Source organism: uncultured Dubosiella sp. (genome assembly GCF_964018005.1).
In the GTDB taxonomy this organism is placed as follows: domain Bacteria; phylum Bacillota_I; class Bacilli_A; order Erysipelotrichales; family Erysipelotrichaceae; genus Dubosiella; species Dubosiella muris.
Window position 1 is genome coordinate 36,559 of record NZ_CAXHOA010000005.1, and the last position, 19,842, is coordinate 56,400.

Below are 19,842 nucleotides of genomic sequence, written 5' to 3' on the forward strand. Positions count from 1 at the left end.
ATTTCACCACGATCGTTTTTCTGACTTTATTTTTCCGCGATTTTTCTTGCCGCGTACACGCCCGAAGCGCTGGCGTGCGAGAGCGAGTGCGTCACACCCGAGCAATCGCCAATGACGTACAGCCCCGGGACGCATGTTTCAAGATTGTCGTCCACTTCGACTTGCATGTTGTAAAACTTCACTTCAATGCCGTACAACAGCGTGTCGTCGCTGGCCATGCCCGGGCACACCCGGTCGAGCGCCTCGATCATTTCGATAATGTCGTCGAGCTGGCGTTTTGGAATGACGAGCGACAAGTCCCCTGGCGTCGCTTTGAGTGTCGGCGTTACGAAGCCGTTTTCAATGCGGTCCTCGGTCGAGCGCTGGCCGCGGATGAGGTCGCCAAACCGCTGGACGATGACGCCGCCTCCCAGCATGTTGGACAGTCTGGCGATCGACTCGCCATACTGGTTGGACTGGTGGAACGGCTCGGTGAAGTGGTTGGACACGAGCAGCGCGAAGTTCGTGTTGTTCGTGTACAGTTTCGGATCCTCATAGCTGTGCCCGTTTACGGTAATGATGCCGTTCGTGTTTTCGGACACGACCACGCCATGCGGATTCATGCAGAACGTGCGCACTTTGTCCTGGTAGCGTTTTGTGCGGTACACGATTTTCGACTCGTACAGCGCGTCGGTCATGTCGGAGAAAATATCGTATGGCACTTCGACGCGGACCCCGATGTCAATGCGGGAAGACTCGGTTGGGATCGAGAGCGACTGGCAAATGCTTTCCATCCACTTCGAGCCGGAACGTCCGGTAGAAATGATGACTTTGTCGGCGGTGAACTGTTCTTTTGGACACGTGAGCACGAAGCGCTCCCCTTCCCGCTCGATCGTTTGCACTTCGGTATTAAAGACGAAGTCCACTTGGTCTTTGAGCTGGTTGTAGAGATTTTCCAGCACGATATAGTTGATATCGGTTCCCAGGTGGCGGACTTTCGCTTTGAGAAGGTGCAAATCGTTTTGCAGGCACAGCTTGGCGATGTCCGGTCTTTCGCTGGCGAACAGCCGGCTTTCGGCCCCGCCGTTTTCCACGTTGATGGCGTCGACGTATTCCATCAGCTCGATGGCTTCGTCGGCTCCTACGTATTTATAGAGGTCGCCTCCAAACTCGTTGGTGATATTGTATTTTCCATCCGAGAACGCGCCGGCGCCCCCGAATCCATTCATAATTGAACACGAAGGACAGTTGATGCATGATTTGATTTTCACCCCGTCGATTGGGCATTTTCTTCGATGCAGCGCGCTTCCCTTTTCAATGACGACGACGGAAAGCTCCGGTTTTTGTTTTTTTAATTCGTAGGCGGCGAAAATGCCTCCCGGCCCTGCGCCTACGATCGCAACATTGTAACTATTCATCGTTTATTTTTGTTCTCCTTTTTCGCAAACCCGATTTATTTTATTGGATTTTAAAAGAAATGTCAACTCTTGTTTTTCTTTTCTAATTTGCGTGAACTTGGTATACTCAAAGCGAATCCATATCAAGTTCCAAACGAATAAGTGAGGTAAATTATGAAACGAAATCAAACAAGAAGCGTACGGGTCGGCGATCTGGTGCTGGGCGGCAACGACGAGGTCATCATCCAGTCGATGTGCAACGTGCCGACAAAAAACGCGCAGGCGGTCATTGACCAGATTTTGGAGCTGGAAAAGATTGGCTGCCAGCTCATCCGCGTGTCTTGCATGGACATGGAGGACGCCAAGGCCATCAAAACGATCAAAGAGCACATTCACATTCCGCTTGTGGCGGATATTCATTTCGACTATAAGCTCGCGCTGGCATGCATCGAAAACGGCGTCGATAAGATTCGGATCAATCCGGGCAATATCGGCTCGCGCGCCAATGTCGAAAAAGTCGTCGAGGCGTGCAAAGCCCGTCACATCCCGATTCGTATCGGCATCAATTCCGGTTCGCTGGAAAAGGACATTCATGAAAAATACGGCAAGCCGACGGCGGAAGGCATGATCGAGAGCGCCAGACGCCATGTCGAGATTTTGGAATCCCTCGACTTTTACGATACAGTGCTTTCGTTTAAATCGAGCGATCCGATCTTGTGTATCGAGGCGTACAAACTGGCGTCCGAAACATTCGACTATCCGCTGCATTTAGGTGTGACGGAGGCGGGCACGACGATGACGAGCGCCATAAAATCGTCTTTGGCGTTGGGAAATCTTTTGCTGGATGGCATTGGCAACACGATTCGCATTAGCGTCAATGGCTCGCCAGCCAAGGAGATCCCAATTGTCAAGGAATTGCTGAAAGACTGCAAGCTACTTAAAAACGTGCCGGATCTGGTGGCCTGCCCGACGTGCGGCCGCACCCAATGGGACATGGAACCGGTCGTCAACTGGGTGGAGGACTATCTCCAGCAAATCAACAAGACGATGACGGTAGCCATCATGGGCTGCGCGGTCAACGGGCCGGGCGAAGCCAAACATGCCGACATCGCGATCGCGGGCGGCAAGGACGAAGGCTTGCTGATTAAAAAAGGACAAGTCATTAAAAAGATTCCGCAGGATCAGATGATCGCGGTTTTGAAAGAGGAAATCGACAAATTTTAAACGAATCCGGGAGGCCTTCCCGGATTTTTTGTGAATGAAGGAAAAATGTCGGTTTGAGTGTCAGTATAAATGTCGGTATGTCTAAAAACGAAAAAAATTGTCTTTTTTCTGATGGAAAATACAAATTATACGGCTGAGGAATTGGCATCAAAAATAGGGTTACCAAAAGAATAATCGGGCGTTCTTTTCAAGCTTTATAAAACCAAAAAAAGCCGGATCTCTCCGACTTCGATTCCATTCTCAACATTCTTCCAAACTCTCGTGAACGACATCCAGCAGCGTGTGTAGCGTTTCGACCGGGATCTGTCCCGGCGCGGAAGCCTGTCCCACGCAGCCAAATGTCATCGTCGAGCCAAACAGCTCGCCCGCGACCCGGCTGATCTTTCCAGTTTCTCCCATCGCCATCGTGACAAGCGGCTTCATTTCCTTTTCATTGGCCAGCTTTCTTGTCGTCGCCAGCAGACGAACGACATCGTCTTCAGTATTGGGCATAACGGCGAGTTTCAACACGTCCGCGCCCAGATCTCGCATCGTTCGCAAACGACTTTCCATATCCTCATTTGATGGTGTTTGCTTGAAATCATGACTGGAAGCGACGACCTTTACATCGTTTTGATGGGCGCATTCCACCAAAGAGCGAACAATATCCTCTCCGGAAAACAGCTCGATATCAATCAAGTCGATCGCGCCCGATTGAATGAGCGTCCGATTCAGCTTCTCGTACGCCGCGCTATCCAGCCCCTGCTCTCCTCCTTCCGCCTTCGTGCGAAACGTCGCCAGCAGCGGAATGTCTTCTAAAGCCTGGCGCAGCTGCTTCGCGACCGCTTTGACTCGTTCCAAATCGGCAAACGCTTCAAACCAGTCCACTCGCCATTCCACCAGATCGACGGGACTTTCCTTTATTGTTTTCGCGGCCGCCTCGATCCCTTCAGGCGTCGCTTGCACGATTGGAACGATCACCTTCGGCTTTCCCGACCCAATCGTTTGATTTCGAACCGTGATTGTTTCCATTTGGTTTCCATCCTTTCGATTTTTTTTATCTTATCACGATTTTTCCTCGAATGAGAAGAAAAGAAACAAAATGAAAGAGCCTTGTTTCTCTTTCATCGTTTCCGCTATAATGGATACGAAAGAGAGAGGATCTCATGGAAACAAAGAACAAAAATATTTTTCTGATTGGCTTCATGGGCGTTGGCAAAAGCACAATCGCCCGCGCCTTGCAGGAACGACACGATATGGAAATCATCGAAATGGACGACATCATCGCCAAACGCAACGGCATGAGCATTCCCGACATTTTCGAACAGCGCGGCGAGCCGTATTTTCGCAACGAGGAGACAAACCTGCTCAAAGAATGCGAAAACAAACAAAACGTCATCGTCTCGTGCGGTGGCGGCGTCGCCATGCGAAAGGAAAACGTGGCCGAAATGAAAAAGAGCGGAACCGTCGTGCTGCTGACGGCCAAACCGCAAACGATTTTGGAACGCGTTGAGCACAGCCACGACCGCCCTTTGCTTGAAAACAACAAGACCATCGAGCACATTGCCGCGCTCATGGAAACCCGACGCCCCGCCTATGAAAAAGCGGCCGACATCGTCGTCGAAACCGACGGGAAATCGGCATCCGAAATTGGCGAGGAAATCATTCGCCGCATCAATGAATCAATAGAAAGGAATCCCTTATGACAAAACCCATCAGCGGCCACACCGGCCTGCTTTGTTTGCTGGGCAGCCCGGTCGCCCACAGCATTTCCCCCGCCATGCACAACGAGGCGTGCGAACAGCTTGGCCTCGACTACGCGTACTTGGCGTTTGACGTTGACGAAAACGGCATGAAAACGGCTGTCGAAGGCTTGAAAACCCTGGGCGCGCGCGGCTGGAATATCACGATGCCATGCAAAAACATCATGTGCCAGCTCGCCGACAAACGCTCCCCCGCTTCCGAGATTTCGGGCGCGTGCAACACGATCGTTAACGACGACGGCGTGCTGACCGCCTACACGACCGATGGCGTCGGCTTTATGGACGCTGTCGCGGAAAACGACGTCGGCCTCAAGGGAAAAACAATGACCCTTCTAGGCGCGGGTGGCGCCGCCACTGCCATCCTTGTTCAGGCCGCCCTGGACGGACTCAAGGAGATCCACGTCTTCAATATTCGAGACGGCTTCTTCGAACGTGCCGAAGAAATCGTCGATACGCTCAACGAGCGCACCGATTGCCACGTCACGCTGCACGATTTTAGCGACGAGTCCGTTTTGCGAAATTCGATTGCCCAAAGCGACATTCTCGTCAACGGCACGAATGTCGGCATGGCGCCAAACATCGACCGCACCATTATCACCGACCCGACGATGTTCCACAAGGATTTGTTCGTCTTCGACGTCATTTACAACCCGCAGGAAACCAAACTGCTCAAAGACGCGAAAGCGGCCGGATGCCAAACGGCCAACGGCATGTACATGTTGTTGTATCAGGGGGCGGCTTCGTTCAAACTGTGGACCGGACACGACATGCCGGTCGACATCATCAAAGAAAAATACTTTGCCAAATAAGCCGGATTGCCGGCTTTTTTCATACGCTTTGGCGCAAACTGATACCCGATGGGGTCGAATGATTTCAGATCTTTTTTTTGCTTCTCTAAGCTCATCATAAAACATGTCATCCGGGTTTGTACAGTGGAAATCATGCATCAGCTTTCCCAATTCGTCATCGCCCCGGTATTCTCCATTCACAAAGCGGATATGCGCTTTCGTGTTCAATATACGCCGCCATTTGCAGTTGAACCATTCATACGAGTAAAATGGTTCGTTTTGTTTAAGGAAATCCTTCTTCGTTAAAAAGACGACCCAGTTTTCCCGCAGCGCTTTGTGTTCTTCGCCCGGTTTTAAGCCCTGAGAGCCCAGCAGGCACATGTTGTGAAAAGCCCGTTTGCCAAGGAAACGAAGCGTGTTTTCGATCTCGATGTTGTAGACATTGCCATACTGGTCGATGATGAACAAGTCGTAGCGGTCGTTTCGAAAAAACGGGAATCCCTTTTTCACTTCCAGACCCCATTCTACAACGATCAAGTCGGTTTTGCCCGTTAAGATCCGGGCAAGCAGCTGCACGGATTCCCTACTGTGGGAAAAGACGGCGTGCATGAAAAAGTCACTAAACAACGTGAATTGCTGGATCATTAAATAGTATTGATGATTGTTCAAATAAGCGCCTCCAAAAAATTATTTCAATGAAACCAAGATCGCAAAAGATCCATTTCTGTTTTCATGCGGTGCTTTGATCTAAAAAAGTGATGAGGAAAAAATCAAAGGAAGCCATAAAAAGACAAGAGAGGAAAGAACCAGGGGAAAAAGAACGGAATCTTTCGATGTTTGGAATCAGGATCCGCCGGAAGGCGGATGTGGACAAACTATAGCATGAAAAAAATGAGGACGTCAACACGAAAAGCGGAAGAATCCAATTTCCTTCCACTTCTCTCATTGCCAACTCATTGTTTTTCCAAACACTTTAAGTCCGCGTCCTTCCGGCTGAATGGCGAGCTTCCCGGCTTGTTTTGCGCCATGACGCCCACCAGCGCATGCGGGATATAATTGGCGTCCAGACATTCCATCTGCGCTTCATTCAACTGTAAACACATCGCTGCTTTCATCGCCTCGATCTGTTCCGGTTTGGTCGCGCCCGCAATCGGAACCGCCCCTTTGGCCATGAGCCACGCCAGCGACACCGAAGCCATTGAAACGCCAAGCTCGCCGGCGATTTTCTCCACCTCGTCAATGATCTTCCGGTCTTCCGCTTCCGTCTTGTCATATTTGAAGCGGGCATAGGAATCGAGCTCCTTGCGCTTCGTATCCACGGTTTTCTTTCGCGCCAGACGACCACCCGCCAGCGAGGAATACGGCGTAACCGCCATGCCAAAGAAGTTTGCGCACGGAATCATTTCCCGCTCCTCCTCGCGGAAGATGAGGTTGTAGTGACCCTGTATCGACACGAACGGTGTCAGTCCCCGCTCTTTGGCCATCGTGTTCGCCATCGCCACCTGCCACGCGTACGCGTTCGAAATGCCAATATGGCGGATCTTTTTTGCCTTCACGAGAGAATCGAGCGCTTCCAGCGTTTCTTCGATCGGCGTGTTATAGTCCCACATATGCAAAATGTACAAATCGACATAATCGGTTTGCAAGCGCGCCAGAGAAGCGTCCAGACAGCCTTCAATATACGCCATTGTTGTCTGCTCGTTCTCCACCGGTTTCGGATAAAACTTCGTCGCCAGCACAACATCCTTTCTTTGCGCGCCAATCTCTTTTAGCGCTCTGCCAATGAACGCTTCCGAATCGCCATCCGAATACACCGGCGCGGTATCGAAAAAGTTGATTCCCGCCTCCAGCGCGCGTTGAATGATCGGTTTCGTCTGCGCGTAATCCAGCGTCCATTCGTGTTGTCCGTGCGCCGGTTCGCCAAAGCCCATACAGCCCAGACAAATGGGCGACACCATCGTATCGGTCGTTCCCAATCTTTTTTTATCCATAGCGTTTCTCCTCTCCTTTCAACACAAACGCCTCTCCCGGCGCCAGCACATGGATCCGCGCCGGATGCACGACCCAATCCATCAAATCCATTGGATTGCCGTTAAACGGCGTCATATCGGGCGCGTCCACCGTCCCCCAGTGAATGCAAATCAAATCGGCATCCGGATACGCGTTCGCCAGCTGGATCGCGCCCTCCAGCGTGATGTGCCATTCGTTGTCGGCAAAGTCAAACAAAATGACGTCGGGATCGGGCATATGCAGATGGCTGCCCAGCAGCCGGGAATCGCCCGGCATCCAAATCGTGCCATCCTTCGTTTCAATCCAGTACCCGCAATAGTCCTCCTCTTTCCAGTACCGGGTGTTGTACTTCGCCGAGCCGTTTTGCCAGTTGTGGCAAGCCGGCGTCGTCGTCACCTTCAACGAGCCGACCGCGAACGTTTCGCCAATATAGCGCTTGTTCGCGTTTTTGAATCCTTCCTCGACCATCACGTCGCCCACGTAGCCCGGCGCGTGCATCGAATGCACATTGTTCGCGATATCGCCAAGCGTCATCCGGGAAAAGTGGTCGTTGTCGATATGGGTGACGAGCACGCCATCCACCATTCCAACTTCTTCAACCGGCAGCGGATCGTCCACGAGCAAGTCGATATCGAATCCTTCCAAAATCGGGTCGATGAGCACGTTCGTATCCCGTGAGTGGATCATCGCGCCCCCTCCCCCAAGCCAGTACACACGCGTCTGGCCGTCCGTTTCAAACTCTTTTTTCGTCATTGGAACGGCGGCCGGCGCCACCGCCTGTCCTTTCGCGTTCTTTTCTATGGTTCGCATTCCCGCTCCTCCTTCTTTGTCTTTACTATAAGAAAAAAGCGAAACGCCCTCAATAGACATTTCGCCTCAATCGTCCAGTTTATACAAATCGGCCAGCGTTTGTTCCATACCCGTCGCCCGCATTTGGCACACAAGGCGCACCAGCTCGACGGCCGGTGTCGAGAAACCGCCCAAAATCCATGAAAACGTCATCGCGCTCGACGCGTTGGCGTGGTAAATCGTCGCCAGACGCAGCGATTCCGGCAGCTTTTTTCCATACATTCGGGTATGATAAGCCACATCGAACCGTTCACAATGCGTCGTGATGTACGATTTCAAATCGTTCTGCCCTTCCAGAAGCAGCGCCTGCCTCATAAACTCGCCATGCTTTTTCATCGCTTCCAGCGTGCGAAGATAGCTTGGCGCGAAACGTTCAGGAAACCGCTTCTCGTCAAAATCGGGAATGATCACGGTGTCGTACACGTACTGAACGAGCGCCTCCTTGTCCTGAAAGTGATTGTAAAACGTCTGTTTGGACACGCCCGCCCGCTTCGCGATTTGCTGGATGGTCATCTTTTTAAGCGGCGTCTTTTCCAGTTCCCAAAGTAGCGCCGTGGCGATATCCGTTTTTGTTTCTTCCCTTGATTGATTCATTGGATCCATTTTCCTCCTAGTCTTCCAAGCAAAACGGCGTTAAGGCCGAATAAAAGAAACAACGCGGCGCGCGCCATCGCGTAGCGAGGGGAAAAGCCGCCATATTGGAGCTCGACAAAAAACGCAAACGGCCACGACATCAAATCTAGCAAGGAGTACACCAAAGCCACGCCTTTCCTCATACAATACCATGGCACGATCATCCCGGCCGTCCACAAACACAACATCCCGTACGCAAGCGGCGCCACAAGCGGCTCGTTTAGGATGAAGCGGCTCGTCCATGCCATATGTACGATGGGCGCGAACAGAGCGAACAACAGCCAGATCCAGCCGCCATGTGTTTTGCGTCGCCAGATATACAACCCGAGAAAGATGAGCGCGAACAATACTTCCCAAACCACGTCCATATCCTTTTTCCCTCCCTTTTCTTTGATTATAGCAGAAAAAAGCGTTCAAAATGCCGGACATCTTCGCAAGAAACTGCAAAGGATAAAAATATGGATGATGTGGAACGTATCAACAAAGAACAGCGTATCCTGAAGGACAGCTGCCCTTGGTCATGATGCCCAAACCATAGCTCTACGGCAAAAACAAGTCAAAAAAACGATCACAGTCCGCACACATGGTCATTCTCCACGCTCGCGCGATGCAATCATGTACATCATGCCAAACACTTGCCAATGATTCCCGTCTTTAGAATGGAAAGTGCCGATTGGCACCGGCTTTTTGGTCTCAGACAATTTGCGAACCAATCAAAAAAACCGCTTTGCCAACAGGCAAAACGGTCAAATGATTATTCCTTCCACGTGAGCAGTTGTTCGATTTCTTCTTTATAAGGCGGCTTGTTGTCGATATATGGCGTTTCCAAAATTTTCGTGATGGATTCCAGTTTTGGATGGTGCACGATTTTTGCCAGCGTATCGAATCCGATATAGCCCTGGCCAATGTTTTCGTGCCGGTCCTTGCGCGCCCCTTGCGGATTTTTCGAATCGTTGACATGCACGACCGCCAGCTTGTCCAAGCCAATCACGGTGTTGAACTCGTCCAGCACGGCGTCAAATTCGTTGATATCGTAGCCCGCGTCGTGAATGTGGCACGTGTCCAGACAAACTTTGACCCGGTCTTTTTTGTGGATGTTCCGGATGATTTCGGCCAGCTCCTCGAATTTCGAGCCAACCTCGCTTCCCTTGCCCGCCATCGTTTCCAGCGCGATGACGATATCGCTCTCGTCCTGATCAAGCACTTCGTTCAATCCGTCCACGATCCACGCGCTGCCGGTTTCCACACCCGCCTTCATATGGGCGCCAGGATGCAGGACAATCGTCTTCGCCCCGATTTTTCGCACCCGCTTCAACTCCTCGATCAAAAACTCCACGCCAAACTGCGCGGTTTCCGGTTTGACGGAATTGGCCAAATTGATGATGTACGGCGCGTGGACAATGACTCGCTCCATCGAGAAGCCGTTTTCCTCCATGAGCGTCTTCGCCTCGTCGAGCTTGAACTTTTCGATCGGCACACGCTTGGAGTTTTGCGGAGCTCCCGTATAAATCATACATGCGTTGGCGCCATACGAAAGCGCCTCCCGTATGGAGCCCAGCAAATAGTCGGGCGCCTTCATCGAAACGTGGCTTCCAAGATAGATCATCGTTCACCCGCCCGTTTCGCGCGTTGCTTTTCCTTCGCCCGCTCTTTTTTCTGGCGTTGAATGTCCTTTTGGATAATTTCACGCTTTTTCTTGCGGCGCAGCCGGTCGATTTCCTGCTTTTGTTTTTTGCGGTAGTTCGGCTTCACCTTTTTCGATTTCGAACGCACGATTTTCGAGATTTCCTTTTGGAGCGGATCGGCGCGGCGTGTCGCCTTCACCCCAAACGGCTTGAGCGTGATCCATTGCGTGCCTCGCACATCCTTGTGCTCGAACTCGATGCCTTTTTTCATGAGCAAGTCAATCGAACGCTGGTCCGACGGCTTGTACAACGCGATACACGTGCCCTCGCGGTTGGCGCGGCCCGTCCGTCCGGCCCGGTGCACGAAAAACTTCAAATCCTTCGGGAATCCGCAGCTAATGACATGCGTGATGCCTTCCAGGTCGATTCCCCGCGAAGCGATATCGCTAGCCACGATATACGATTTTTTTTGCGACTGGATTTGCCGGATGGCCTGGGCGCGCTGTCTGGATTCCAGACCCGAATGCAGTTCGACCAAGTCGTATCCTTCCTCGCGCATGCGCTTGGCCGTTTCCGCCGCCTCCTGCGTCGTATTGCAAAAGATCAGGCACACGTACGGATTGATGGCCGGCAGCACCTCAAGCAGTTTTTCCGTATACGACTTGTGCTTGCACGGAACGAGAACGTTCTCGATATTCGCCTGGTAGTCCTCGTCCTGGTCGATCCGGACGATTTCCGGATTGTGCAAGTATTTTTTCAAAAACGGTTCCAGATTTTCCGGGATCGTGGCCGAGAAAACCATAACCTGCACGTTTTCGTCAAGTTTGGACAAAATCTGGTCGATATCTTCCAAAAAGCCGAACTCCATCGTCATGTCGGCCTCGTCCACGACGACGGTCTTCGCCGTATCCAGCCGCAGATTTTTCTCGTCCAAAAACAAGTCCTTCATCCGTCCCGGCGTTCCGATGACGATATGCGGCGCCAACGTGCCGATATTTTTATCCATACCGCCCGTAACCAGCTTCATTCGAATGCCGAAGTGGTCGCACAAGCCTTTGAACCGATCGTACAGCTGGTACGCCAGCTCTCTTGTCGGTGTCGAGATGATCGCCTGCACCTTGTCCTGCGTCGGGTCGATTTTTTCAATGATCGGGATGAAAAAAGCGTGTGATTTTCCCGAACCCGTAGACGAGATTCCAATAAAATCCCGGTTTTTGTCTTTTCGCGACAGCATCGCGTCTTGTATAGGAGTCAGTGTTTTAAAATGCTCGTACTCCATGATTTCTTGTAGTTTATCCATGATTGCCTCCTGAAATAGGTTCACGTCTTATTATACCTGTTTTTCGCGCCTGTGGACATCGGGTTGAACCCAAAGTTCGGCTTTTGGCTCGTTTTCGTTTACAAACGTCCGTCGTTTTGCCATAATTTTTACTATGAAAAACAATACGATCATCGAAGTCATGCCGCAAGGGTTCTGCGGCGGCGTGATGAAAGCGATCAAAATCGCCAAGGAAGTCAGAACCGAGCATCCCGACCAGAAAATCACGATTTTAGGCAACCTCGTCCACAACCGCTACGTCAAGCTCGCTTTGCGGCACTGGAACATCGAAACCGTCGAGGAAACAGGAAAAACCCGTCTGGAACTGCTGGATCGGATTGACGACGGCATCGTCATCTTTACCGCCCACGGCGTGCATCCGGATGTCTATAAAAAAGCGGAAGAAAAAGGACTGCGCGTCTATGACGCGAGCTGCCGTTTCGTCGTCCAGACCCAGCGCATCGTCCAGGAAAAGCTGGAGGAAGGCGCGGTTGTCTTTTACATCGGCAAAAACAAGCATCCGGAAGCGGAGTCGATTTACACGCTATCCAGCCGCGTGTACTTGATTGAAACCGAGTCCGACATTCCGGAACTGGACGCCCCGTCGATTTTCGTCACCAACCAGACAACGATGTCCACACTGGACATCGAGCATTTATTCGACGCCATCCGGCGCCGCTACCCTTCCGCCTGCTTCCACAACGAGATTTGCAACGCGACCCGCGTCCGCCAGGAAGCCGTGCTCGCCCTCCAAAATCAGGAAGTCGACGTGCTCATCGTGGTGGGCGACCCCACCAGCAACAACACCGAGCAGCTCGCCCAAATCGCCCGGCTCGCCCAAATCCCGACCGTTGTCAAAGCGGAAACCGTCGAGGACTTGCGCGCCTTCGACTGGAACGGAAAAACCATCGCCGTCACGTCCGGCGCCTCGACGCCAAAATACCTGACCAGCCAAATCATCCGGTTTGTCCAGGACGGCACGCTCGAGCCCTTTGAAATCGAACGCGTTCTTTAAGCGGGCATACGGCTTTGAAACCCCTTTCAAATGGTATATCCTATAAGGGACATAACAAGAACTGCTCATCATTGAAAGGAGTTAGCTATGTTTGCGTTTATTGTGTGGCTTACACAAATGCTTGGAACCGGTGAATAAAGCTTCAAGCACCGATATCCTCCTCAATCCCTTTTATTTAACATGAAAAAAGAGTCCATGGACAATGTCATTTAGTTAAGAAATGGCAGTCTTAGAGGATACATTTTAAAGTGTACCCTCTTTTTTTTTAGATAATTTTCTTATTTTTGTTGACTTCCATCCAAAAACGTGTGGCCAAGTATCATTCATGATACTTGGCCAATTGTTTATAGGCATTCGTCTGGAGGTTACTTATGAACAATTTTAAATCCTTGAAAAAACATCTCAATTCCTGTATCAAAACTATGGATCGCTCCCGCTCTCTTTTTGTCGTTGATCCCATGAAACATTTTACCCGGAAACGGAAACATCTTTTTGGTAATACTTTACTCAATGTCATTCTTCTTGAAGCTGGTTCCTTGAAAGATGAAATTTATAAACTCTTCGGATATCATCTCGATACACCAACAGCTTCTTCTTTTATACAGGCTAGAGACAAGATCCGTCCCGACGCTTTTCGCTCTCTTTTCGATTCTTTCAATCGAAACACCCATATCGTTCCTCTACTCAAGGGGTTTCGCTTGATCGCTGTGGATGGAACCGTTCTTCCTATCCGTAACGAATTCAAAGATGAAAAAACGACGATAATGAATGGCAATCAATCAAACATTCCATTTTCTGCTTTCCATATCAATACGAGCTACGATCTGTTGGAACATACCTACGAAGATGTCATTATCCAAGGTCAGGCTGTAATGGATGAAAATGGCGCTTTCCGTCAGATCGTTGAACGATATCAAGGAAGAAAAGCCATATTCATTGCCGATCGAGGCTATGAATCACTCAATTCGTTCGCCCAAATCAATCATTCCGGAAACAAATTCTTGATTCGGGTCAAAGATATCGGTTCAAGAACGAGTGTGCTTCGAAGCTTTGGTCCTTTTCCGGATACCGAATTCGATAGGACAGTCAAACGAACATTGACGAGGAGACAGACAAAGGAGATAAAGGCACATCCTGAGATCTATAAATTCGTACCGAAAAATCAACGATTCGATTATTTTGGCGAAAGTGAATTCTATGATATGAGTTTCCGAGTTGTCCGTTTTGAAATCAGTGACGGTACATATGAGAGTATCGTTACCAATCTGGATAAAGACGAATTCACAATAACGGAAATAAAGGAACTGTATCATAGACGCTGGGAAATCGAAACATCCTATCGGGATTTGAAATATGATCTTGACTTGAATACCCTGCATTCAAAAAAGCGAAATCTGATCGAACAGGAGATCTATGCAAGGTTGATCCTATATAACTTCTGTAGAAGGATTACCAACGAGGTGCGAATCAAAGAAAGAAAACGGGAATATGAATACCAATTGAATTATGTCCGCGCCTATCATATGATTCGAGATTATCTAAAGAAAAAGGGCAGAACGGATCTGCCCAATATCGAAGAATTGTTAGCCAAAGAAATACTACCAGTCCGCCACAATCGCCAAAATGAGCGGAAGATAAAACCCAAAAATGCGATAGGATTCAACTATCGCTATGACTAACAGTTAAATTATAAACTTAAAAAAATGGAGTGACAACACTTCAGTTTTTTGTCGTGCACATTTCAAAAAAAACCATCTGGAAATTAATCTCCAGATGGTTAAGCCATTTCTTAACTAAATGACATTGAGTCCATGGACTCTTTTTTCTTTCGTTATTCTTTTCCAAGCAGTTTGAACATGTTTTTCTTGTACACTTCCACACCCGGCTGGTTGAATGGGTTGCTTCCGTTCATCAACGTCGTCAAAGCGATCGCCTTGAAGAAGAACATGCACATGTTACCAAAGTCGTACGCGCTCATACCCGGCATCGTCAAGATGATGTTTGGCACGCCGCCGGTTTCCTCATGCGCCATCAGCGTTCCTTTGGCCGCCATCTTGTTGGCCCAGTCGATCGACTTTCCGGCCAGGTAATTCATGCCGTCCTCGTTTTTGTCGTCGTTCGGGAACAACACGTCGATGGCCGGCTGGTCGACATATAAATTCGTTTCAAACAAAACCTTCTTGCCATCCTGAACGAATTGTCCAAGCGAGTGCAGGTCGGTCGAGAAGCAAGCCGAATCCGGCAGGATGCCCAGCTCGTCCTTTCCTTCGCTTTCGCCAAACAGCTGTTTCCACCATTCAGCCACCATTTGCATTTGCGGCTCGTATTCGACAAACAATTCGACGTCGTAGCCTTGATGCTGCAAGATCCGGCGCGCCACCGCGTAGCGATACGCCGGGTTTTTATCCAGATCCGCGTCGCCGTATTCGCCGCTTCCATCGGAAAGACCTTTCATGAAGGCGTCGATATCCAGTCCGGCCGCGGCCATCGGCAGCAAGCCAACCGGTGTGATGACCGAGAAGCGTCCACCAATATTATCCGGAATGACGAATGTCTCATAGCCTTCCTTGTCGGCCAGCGTCTTCAACGTGCCGCGCGCCTTGTCCGTCGTGGCGATGATCCGGCTGCTCGCCTCGGCTCCGTATTTTTTCTCCATGAACTGCTTCAGGATCCGGAACGCGATCGCAGTTTCCGTCGTCGTTCCCGATTTCGAGATGACGTTGACAACGACGCTCTTGTCCTTGATATAGTCCATGACCTGGGCGATGTACGTGCTCGAGAACGTATTTCCCATGTAAATCACTTCGATTTGTTTGGTCGGATAAAGACCGTTAACCATTTCGATTCCAGCTCGAGGCCCAAGGTAGGATCCGCCGATTCCGCAGACGATCAGCACGTCCGCCATGTCCTGGATGCGTTTTGCGCAAGCCTTGATCCGCGCGTATTCCTCCCGATCGTAATCCTGCGGCCAAGTCAGCCATCCGATGAAATCATTTCCCTTGCAGGTGCCTTGAACGAGCGACTCGTCAATGCGGCACACTTCTTCTTGATAGTCTTTGACATTTTCTTTCAAAAATGCATGATTTAAATCCAACTTAATCATTGTGCTTTGTTTCTCCCTTCGTGCCTAAGACGATTTCATTATACCGCTTCTTCGTTCGGTTTTCTATTTTTTACGCTTTCATTTTATTGATTTGCCGACAAAATCACTTCATCTCGTTTTATTCGGAATTTATGCTATAATGCGTATTGATTAGGAGGTATTTTATGATTCCTTCATCGTTGTTCCCTTTGGTGAGCGCGCTGCTGTCCAACGTGGTCGCGCAAGTCGCCAAAACGTTCGTATACTATTATCGTACCGGCAAATGGGATTTACATTGGGTCATGGCGAGCGGCGGATTTCCAAGCTCGCACACCTCGACAGTCACCGCGCTGTCGCTGGCGATCGGCATTCAGGAAGGATTCGACTCGGCGATTTTCGCCGTCACCGCGATCTTCTCGTTCATCGTCATGTACGACGCGTGCCACGTGCGCTACTACAGCGGCAAAAACATCGCGCTGACCCAGCAGCTCATCAAAGACCTCAAGTCGATGATGGGACTTCACCTTGACGATCCGATTTATCAAGAGAAACTCAAAACGATTTTAGGACATAAAAGCGTGGAAGTGGTGGGCGGATTCGGCGTCGGACTCATCGTGCCGATGATCCTGCTTCCCTTATTTATCGCATAGGAGGTTATGATGGCAGAAGAAAACAAAGAAACCGAAATGGAAAAAAACGACACGGCGCCTGTCGAAGAGCAGCCGCAAAACGAGCCGGCGGCCAAAGCACAAGAGGATCCGCAAAACATCGTCGTGGAAGAGGAGCAAGTCGAAGAATGCCTCGACAAGATCCGGCCCTACATTCAACACGATGGCGGCGACGTCGAGCTGCTTGGCATCGACGAGCAAAACATCGCGTACGTCTCCTTCCGGGGCGCTTGCGCCGGCTGTATGATGGCGGCCGACGATTTCAGCGGCGGAATCAAGCTGCTGCTGCTCGACGAGATTCCCGGTCTTCGGGATGTCGTTTTAGTGTAAAACAAAAAAAGGAGCGAAACACTCACTCCCCTTTCGCCAGCAAGGTTGCGTCTTTGCTGGTTTTTATTATGCGCCCGCCGCTCAACAACAAGATCAACGTCACAGCTCCGGCAAACGTGACGATCGAAATCACGATATCCATCGAGATTCCCGCTCTGGCGATCACAACAGCAGCGATCGAGGTGCCAAGCGCCTGTGCGAATTGAATGATCGAGTTGTTGATCGAAACAACCAAATTGGATTTACGCCCGGTTACAAGATTGATTCCCGTATTGAGCTGCAAGCCAATGAACCATCCGTTGAACATCCATACCAGCACAAACAGCACGTTGGCAACGACATAGCGCTGCGACATGAGAATCGCCGCACCGAGCACCGCCTGCAATACGGATCCAATCCACCACGCTTTTTCGAAACCGATCTTGTCGCACACGACGCCGCCAAAAAGATTTCCCAAAAAGCAACAAGCGCCAATCAAGACGAGCAATCCGCTCATATACGGTTCCAGCAAAGGAAACCGTTCTACAAGATAAGGCGTCACATACGTGTAAAACGCCCCATACCCGACAAAGGTAATCAAACTGCCCAGCACGACCAGTAAAACGCGCCGCTCTTTCAACATGGCCAATTCTTGCTTCAAGTGAAGCGAATCGCCCGACGCTTTGATTGTCGGCAGGCAAAACACGAAATACAATACACCCAGTCCCATGATCACAATGAGCGCGAAGTTGATCGACTGCCAGGAAAAATCGCGAATCAACACCCGGCACAACGGCACGCCCGCCATGAGCGATACGGCCGCGCCCGTAATCAGCAACGACAAGTTGCGCCCGACCTGCCGCTCATCCGACAACGCCACGACGCTTGTGGTCGCCACGACGCCATACGTCGTGCCCATCAGGCCAAGTCCAAACCGCGCAGCCAGCAGCAGGAAAAAATCCAGCGCGACGATTGAGAAAAGCCCAAAAACGATATTTCCAAGCAGCGTTCCCACGAGCATCGCGTTGCGCTTGGCGTTTCGCAACAACGCGAGCAATACCGGCGCGCCAATCGCGCCATACGCGTACATAGACGTCAAATACCCGGTTTGCGCGACGCTGATCCCCATCTCGAGCGCGATCCGGTCCAGGATTCCGTTAAACAGCGTTCCCGACAAGGACATCGTAAAGTTCATAATCATAAAGACCCCCATCGTCTGCGCACTCAGTTTCGCTTCTTTGTTTGCCATCATCAAACCTCCCTCTATCTGAAAGTGATTATACGGCTCCAAAAAGCGATTGAATAATACTTATTTTTTATCGAAATCTATGCGAAAAACGAATAGAAATCGTTCCAGAAAAAAAGCGGACGTTCTCATCCGCTTGCCTTGTGGGAGGCACGCTCCGTCACGACTTTTCCCGTCGTCACGCCCTGCCCTTCGTTTGGATAAAAATGGGAGTAAATCACATCCGCCACAAAGACGACGCCTAGCGCGATTGCCACCTTGTTCAGCTTGTCGATTCCGATTTTCCGGAACCAGTTGTCCAGAAGCGGGGCGACGATGTACACAAAAGCCATACCGCCCAGCCCAAAGACGAGCAGCCCCTCGGCGCAAATGCGCCCGTTCAAATTCAGAAAATAGCCTTGATAGCTCCACCATTCGGTGTGGTATACCGCCTGCAAATACACACTCGTAAAATATTCGACAACGCCGCACAAAACGATCGCGTAAAGAAACTCCTTCAACGGTTCCTGTCGCCAGCGGCGCAGCAGCAGCAAAATGAACACGCAGCCAAACCCGTAAATCGGCAGCCACGGCAAATGGAGCACGCCGCGGTCGACGAACCGGCCGTTTTGGATCAAATGGAGCGACACTTCCCAGCACCAGCCCACAAACGACATGAAGAAAAACAGCAACGCCACGCTCGTAACCGTGTAGTTACGTCCCGGATACAACGAACGCAGCACATGCCGGTGTCGTATTTCCGGAATCGGCGACAGCTTGATTGGGTATTCCTTGCGCTCGACTTGCCATTTCATCTCTTTCAAGTCCCATTGCGTGAAATTGTAGCGCTCATACGCCCGCTCCTGGCTGGACAGCCGGAACACCAGGCCGAAATTGCGCTCCAGGAATCCTTTGAATCCCGTGTAGGCGTTTTGGATCGGATTGATTTTCTTCATATCCACGATTTCCTTGGCGTAGGCTTTTTCCAACAGCCCGCGCGGCGCCAGCCGATACAAATACGGGTTGTCAAACACCGTTTCCGCTTTTGGATTTTCCGCCAAATACCCGGCCCGGATCCGGACGAAAAACTCGCTAAAGATCGCCTGCCGGTACGCGTTGGTCCAAAACAAGCTCGACACGCCCAGCGTCGCCACATCGAGAATGTACCATCCAAGCATCGAGAGCGAAATCATGAACGCCTCCCATTTGTGGCCGTTCATCATCGTCCGCGACAAAGCGACGGCCTGCCGGCCTGTCGTTTCCGGGTTTTCCGCCAAAATATAGGGAACGAGCAAATACGAGTAATGCTTGATCCATCCGCCGACAATCGTTAGCGCCCAAAGACACCACAGCACGTTTTTCCAAAGCAGCGCCCTGGCCACGCTCCACCATTTTTTCACCCGGATGAAAAACAAGTACCGATCGAAGGGCACCTTTTCGTAAATTCTGCCTTCCACGAAAAAGCGGCGGTTGACGACGCTGAGCGTCTGCACGACAAACACCCAGAAAAGCGCGTGAACAGTCACTGCGAATCCAATCAAAATCAAGGTGCCCGCTTGCGGCGATCGGGTCAGGGAATCGGCCAGATGCACGAAATAACTCGGAATCGTCCCGTCGGCAATCGTGCGCACGAGTAGCGCGAACACGCCGTTGGTCGTGCCCAGTTCGGGAATCCTGCCAATGTCATGGACAAAGTGGGTCTGGACGAAATTGACCACATCGTTGAGCGCCGGGTTGATCCCGCCGCGAATCAGCAGACCGGTCATGGCTCCCTGTCCGGTGGAAAACACGCTCAAAAACCGGAAGGCGCGCGCTTGCTCTGTGCCCAAATAGGCGGCCACCATGCACACGAACACATACAATCCATAATGCCGCGAAAGATTTTCTCTCGCTCTTTTTTTCATTTCTTTTCGATTGACTTTCATAGTTCCAGTGTACAAAATTTCGAATTTAAGATGCAAGCCGAATACCAAGACAT

General features: G+C 50.7%; 19 protein-coding genes. 8 read left to right on the forward strand and 11 right to left on the reverse strand.

Annotated elements, in window-relative coordinates:
* Nucleotides 1-26: 26 nt before the first annotated feature.
* The gene (locus ABNS49_RS04755; RefSeq protein WP_135980488.1) at nt 27-1,397 is read right to left on the reverse strand and encodes an NAD(P)/FAD-dependent oxidoreductase; all 1,371 of its coding nucleotides are present in this window, start codon (nt 1,395-1,397) and stop codon (nt 27-29) included.
* Between the two features lie 153 nt (nt 1,398-1,550).
* On the opposite strand from ABNS49_RS04755, the gene ispG reads away from it, so the two are divergent.
* The gene (gene ispG / locus ABNS49_RS04760; protein WP_135980487.1) at nt 1,551-2,600 is read left to right on the forward strand and encodes a flavodoxin-dependent (E)-4-hydroxy-3-methylbut-2-enyl-diphosphate synthase; all 1,050 of its coding nucleotides are present in this window, start codon (nt 1,551-1,553) and stop codon (nt 2,598-2,600) included.
* Between the two features lie 240 nt (nt 2,601-2,840).
* Here ispG and aroD read toward each other — a convergent pair whose 3' ends face one another.
* Complete coding sequence (aroD, locus tag ABNS49_RS04765; RefSeq protein ID WP_135981340.1) at nt 2,841-3,611, reverse strand: type I 3-dehydroquinate dehydratase; 771 nt, start codon at nt 3,609-3,611, stop codon at nt 2,841-2,843.
* 134 nt (nt 3,612-3,745) lie between these two features.
* On the opposite strand from aroD, the gene ABNS49_RS04770 reads away from it, so the two are divergent.
* From ABNS49_RS04770 to ABNS49_RS04780, 3 genes are all read left to right on the forward strand, one after another.
* Nucleotides 3,746-4,285 (forward strand): shikimate kinase, encoded by a 540-nt coding sequence (locus ABNS49_RS04770; protein ID WP_135981341.1) that lies wholly within the window; start codon nt 3,746-3,748, stop codon nt 4,283-4,285.
* The gene (aroE, locus tag ABNS49_RS04775) at nt 4,282-5,151 is read left to right on the forward strand and encodes a shikimate dehydrogenase (RefSeq protein WP_288342284.1); all 870 of its coding nucleotides are present in this window, start codon (nt 4,282-4,284) and stop codon (nt 5,149-5,151) included. The genes ABNS49_RS04770 and aroE overlap by 4 nt, the downstream gene beginning before the upstream one ends.
* A 363-nt stretch (nt 5,152-5,514) precedes the next feature.
* Nucleotides 5,515-5,685: a hypothetical protein gene (locus ABNS49_RS04780; protein ID WP_288342285.1), complete on the forward strand. Its 171-nt coding sequence runs from the start codon at nt 5,515-5,517 to the stop codon at nt 5,683-5,685.
* A 398-nt stretch (nt 5,686-6,083) separates the two neighbouring features.
* Here ABNS49_RS04780 and ABNS49_RS04785 read toward each other — a convergent pair whose 3' ends face one another.
* The 6 genes from ABNS49_RS04785 to ABNS49_RS04810 form a co-directional block, all read right to left on the reverse strand.
* Nucleotides 6,084-7,121: an aldo/keto reductase gene (locus tag ABNS49_RS04785; protein ID WP_288342286.1), complete on the reverse strand. Its 1,038-nt coding sequence runs from the start codon at nt 7,119-7,121 to the stop codon at nt 6,084-6,086.
* Nucleotides 7,114-7,950, reverse strand: coding sequence for an MBL fold metallo-hydrolase (locus ABNS49_RS04790; RefSeq protein ID WP_288342287.1), 837 nt, complete (start codon nt 7,948-7,950; stop codon nt 7,114-7,116). The genes ABNS49_RS04785 and ABNS49_RS04790 overlap by 8 nt, the downstream gene beginning before the upstream one ends.
* Before the next feature lie 66 nt (nt 7,951-8,016).
* Nucleotides 8,017-8,583, reverse strand: coding sequence for a TetR family transcriptional regulator (locus ABNS49_RS04795; RefSeq protein WP_168353668.1), 567 nt, complete (start codon nt 8,581-8,583; stop codon nt 8,017-8,019).
* Entirely contained in the window at nt 8,580-8,990 is a 411-nt protein-coding gene (locus ABNS49_RS04800) for a hypothetical protein (RefSeq protein ID WP_135981347.1), read from the reverse strand. Before ABNS49_RS04800 ends, ABNS49_RS04795 begins: the two co-directional genes overlap by 4 nt.
* A 386-nt stretch (nt 8,991-9,376) precedes the next feature.
* Complete coding sequence (locus ABNS49_RS04805) at nt 9,377-10,228, reverse strand: deoxyribonuclease IV (RefSeq protein WP_135981348.1); 852 nt, start codon at nt 10,226-10,228, stop codon at nt 9,377-9,379.
* The gene (locus ABNS49_RS04810; protein ID WP_135981349.1) at nt 10,225-11,547 is read right to left on the reverse strand and encodes a DEAD/DEAH box helicase; all 1,323 of its coding nucleotides are present in this window, start codon (nt 11,545-11,547) and stop codon (nt 10,225-10,227) included. The genes ABNS49_RS04805 and ABNS49_RS04810 overlap by 4 nt, the downstream gene beginning before the upstream one ends.
* 133 nt (nt 11,548-11,680) lie before the next feature.
* Here ABNS49_RS04810 and ispH point away from each other — a divergent pair, with 133 nt between their 5' ends.
* Together ispH and ABNS49_RS04820 are read left to right on the forward strand one after the other, a co-directional pair.
* Nucleotides 11,681-12,580, forward strand: a complete 900-nt coding sequence (gene ispH, locus ABNS49_RS04815; protein ID WP_135981350.1) for a 4-hydroxy-3-methylbut-2-enyl diphosphate reductase — start codon at nt 11,681-11,683, stop codon at nt 12,578-12,580.
* Between the two features lie 371 nt (nt 12,581-12,951).
* On the forward strand, nt 12,952-14,259 hold the full coding sequence (locus tag ABNS49_RS04820) for an IS4 family transposase (RefSeq protein WP_348687746.1): 1,308 nt from the start codon (nt 12,952-12,954) through the stop codon (nt 14,257-14,259).
* 152 nt (nt 14,260-14,411) lie between these two features.
* Here the strand turns inward: ABNS49_RS04820 and ABNS49_RS04825 are convergent, their stop codons facing one another.
* A complete protein-coding gene (locus ABNS49_RS04825; protein WP_135980796.1) occupies nt 14,412-15,683 on the reverse strand; it encodes a glucose-6-phosphate isomerase in 1,272 nt (423 codons plus the stop codon).
* Between the two features lie 164 nt (nt 15,684-15,847).
* On the opposite strand from ABNS49_RS04825, the gene ABNS49_RS04830 reads away from it, so the two are divergent.
* Together ABNS49_RS04830 and ABNS49_RS04835 are read left to right on the forward strand one after the other, a co-directional pair.
* Nucleotides 15,848-16,312 carry a divergent PAP2 family protein gene (locus tag ABNS49_RS04830; protein ID WP_135980795.1) on the forward strand — a complete coding sequence of 155 codons (465 nt, stop codon included), beginning with the start codon at nt 15,848-15,850 and terminating at the stop codon, nt 16,310-16,312.
* 9 nt (nt 16,313-16,321) lie between these two features.
* Nucleotides 16,322-16,660: a NifU family protein gene (locus tag ABNS49_RS04835; protein WP_277820835.1), complete on the forward strand. Its 339-nt coding sequence runs from the start codon at nt 16,322-16,324 to the stop codon at nt 16,658-16,660.
* Nucleotides 16,661-16,682: 22 nt separating this feature from the next.
* Here ABNS49_RS04835 and ABNS49_RS04840 read toward each other — a convergent pair whose 3' ends face one another.
* Together ABNS49_RS04840 and ABNS49_RS04845 are read right to left on the reverse strand one after the other, a co-directional pair.
* The gene (locus tag ABNS49_RS04840) at nt 16,683-17,891 is read right to left on the reverse strand and encodes an MFS transporter (protein ID WP_135980794.1); all 1,209 of its coding nucleotides are present in this window, start codon (nt 17,889-17,891) and stop codon (nt 16,683-16,685) included.
* Nucleotides 17,892-18,013: 122 nt separating this feature from the next.
* Complete coding sequence (locus ABNS49_RS04845; RefSeq protein WP_135980793.1) at nt 18,014-19,789, reverse strand: DUF975 family protein; 1,776 nt, start codon at nt 19,787-19,789, stop codon at nt 18,014-18,016.
* Between the last annotated feature and the right edge of the window lie 53 nt (nt 19,790-19,842).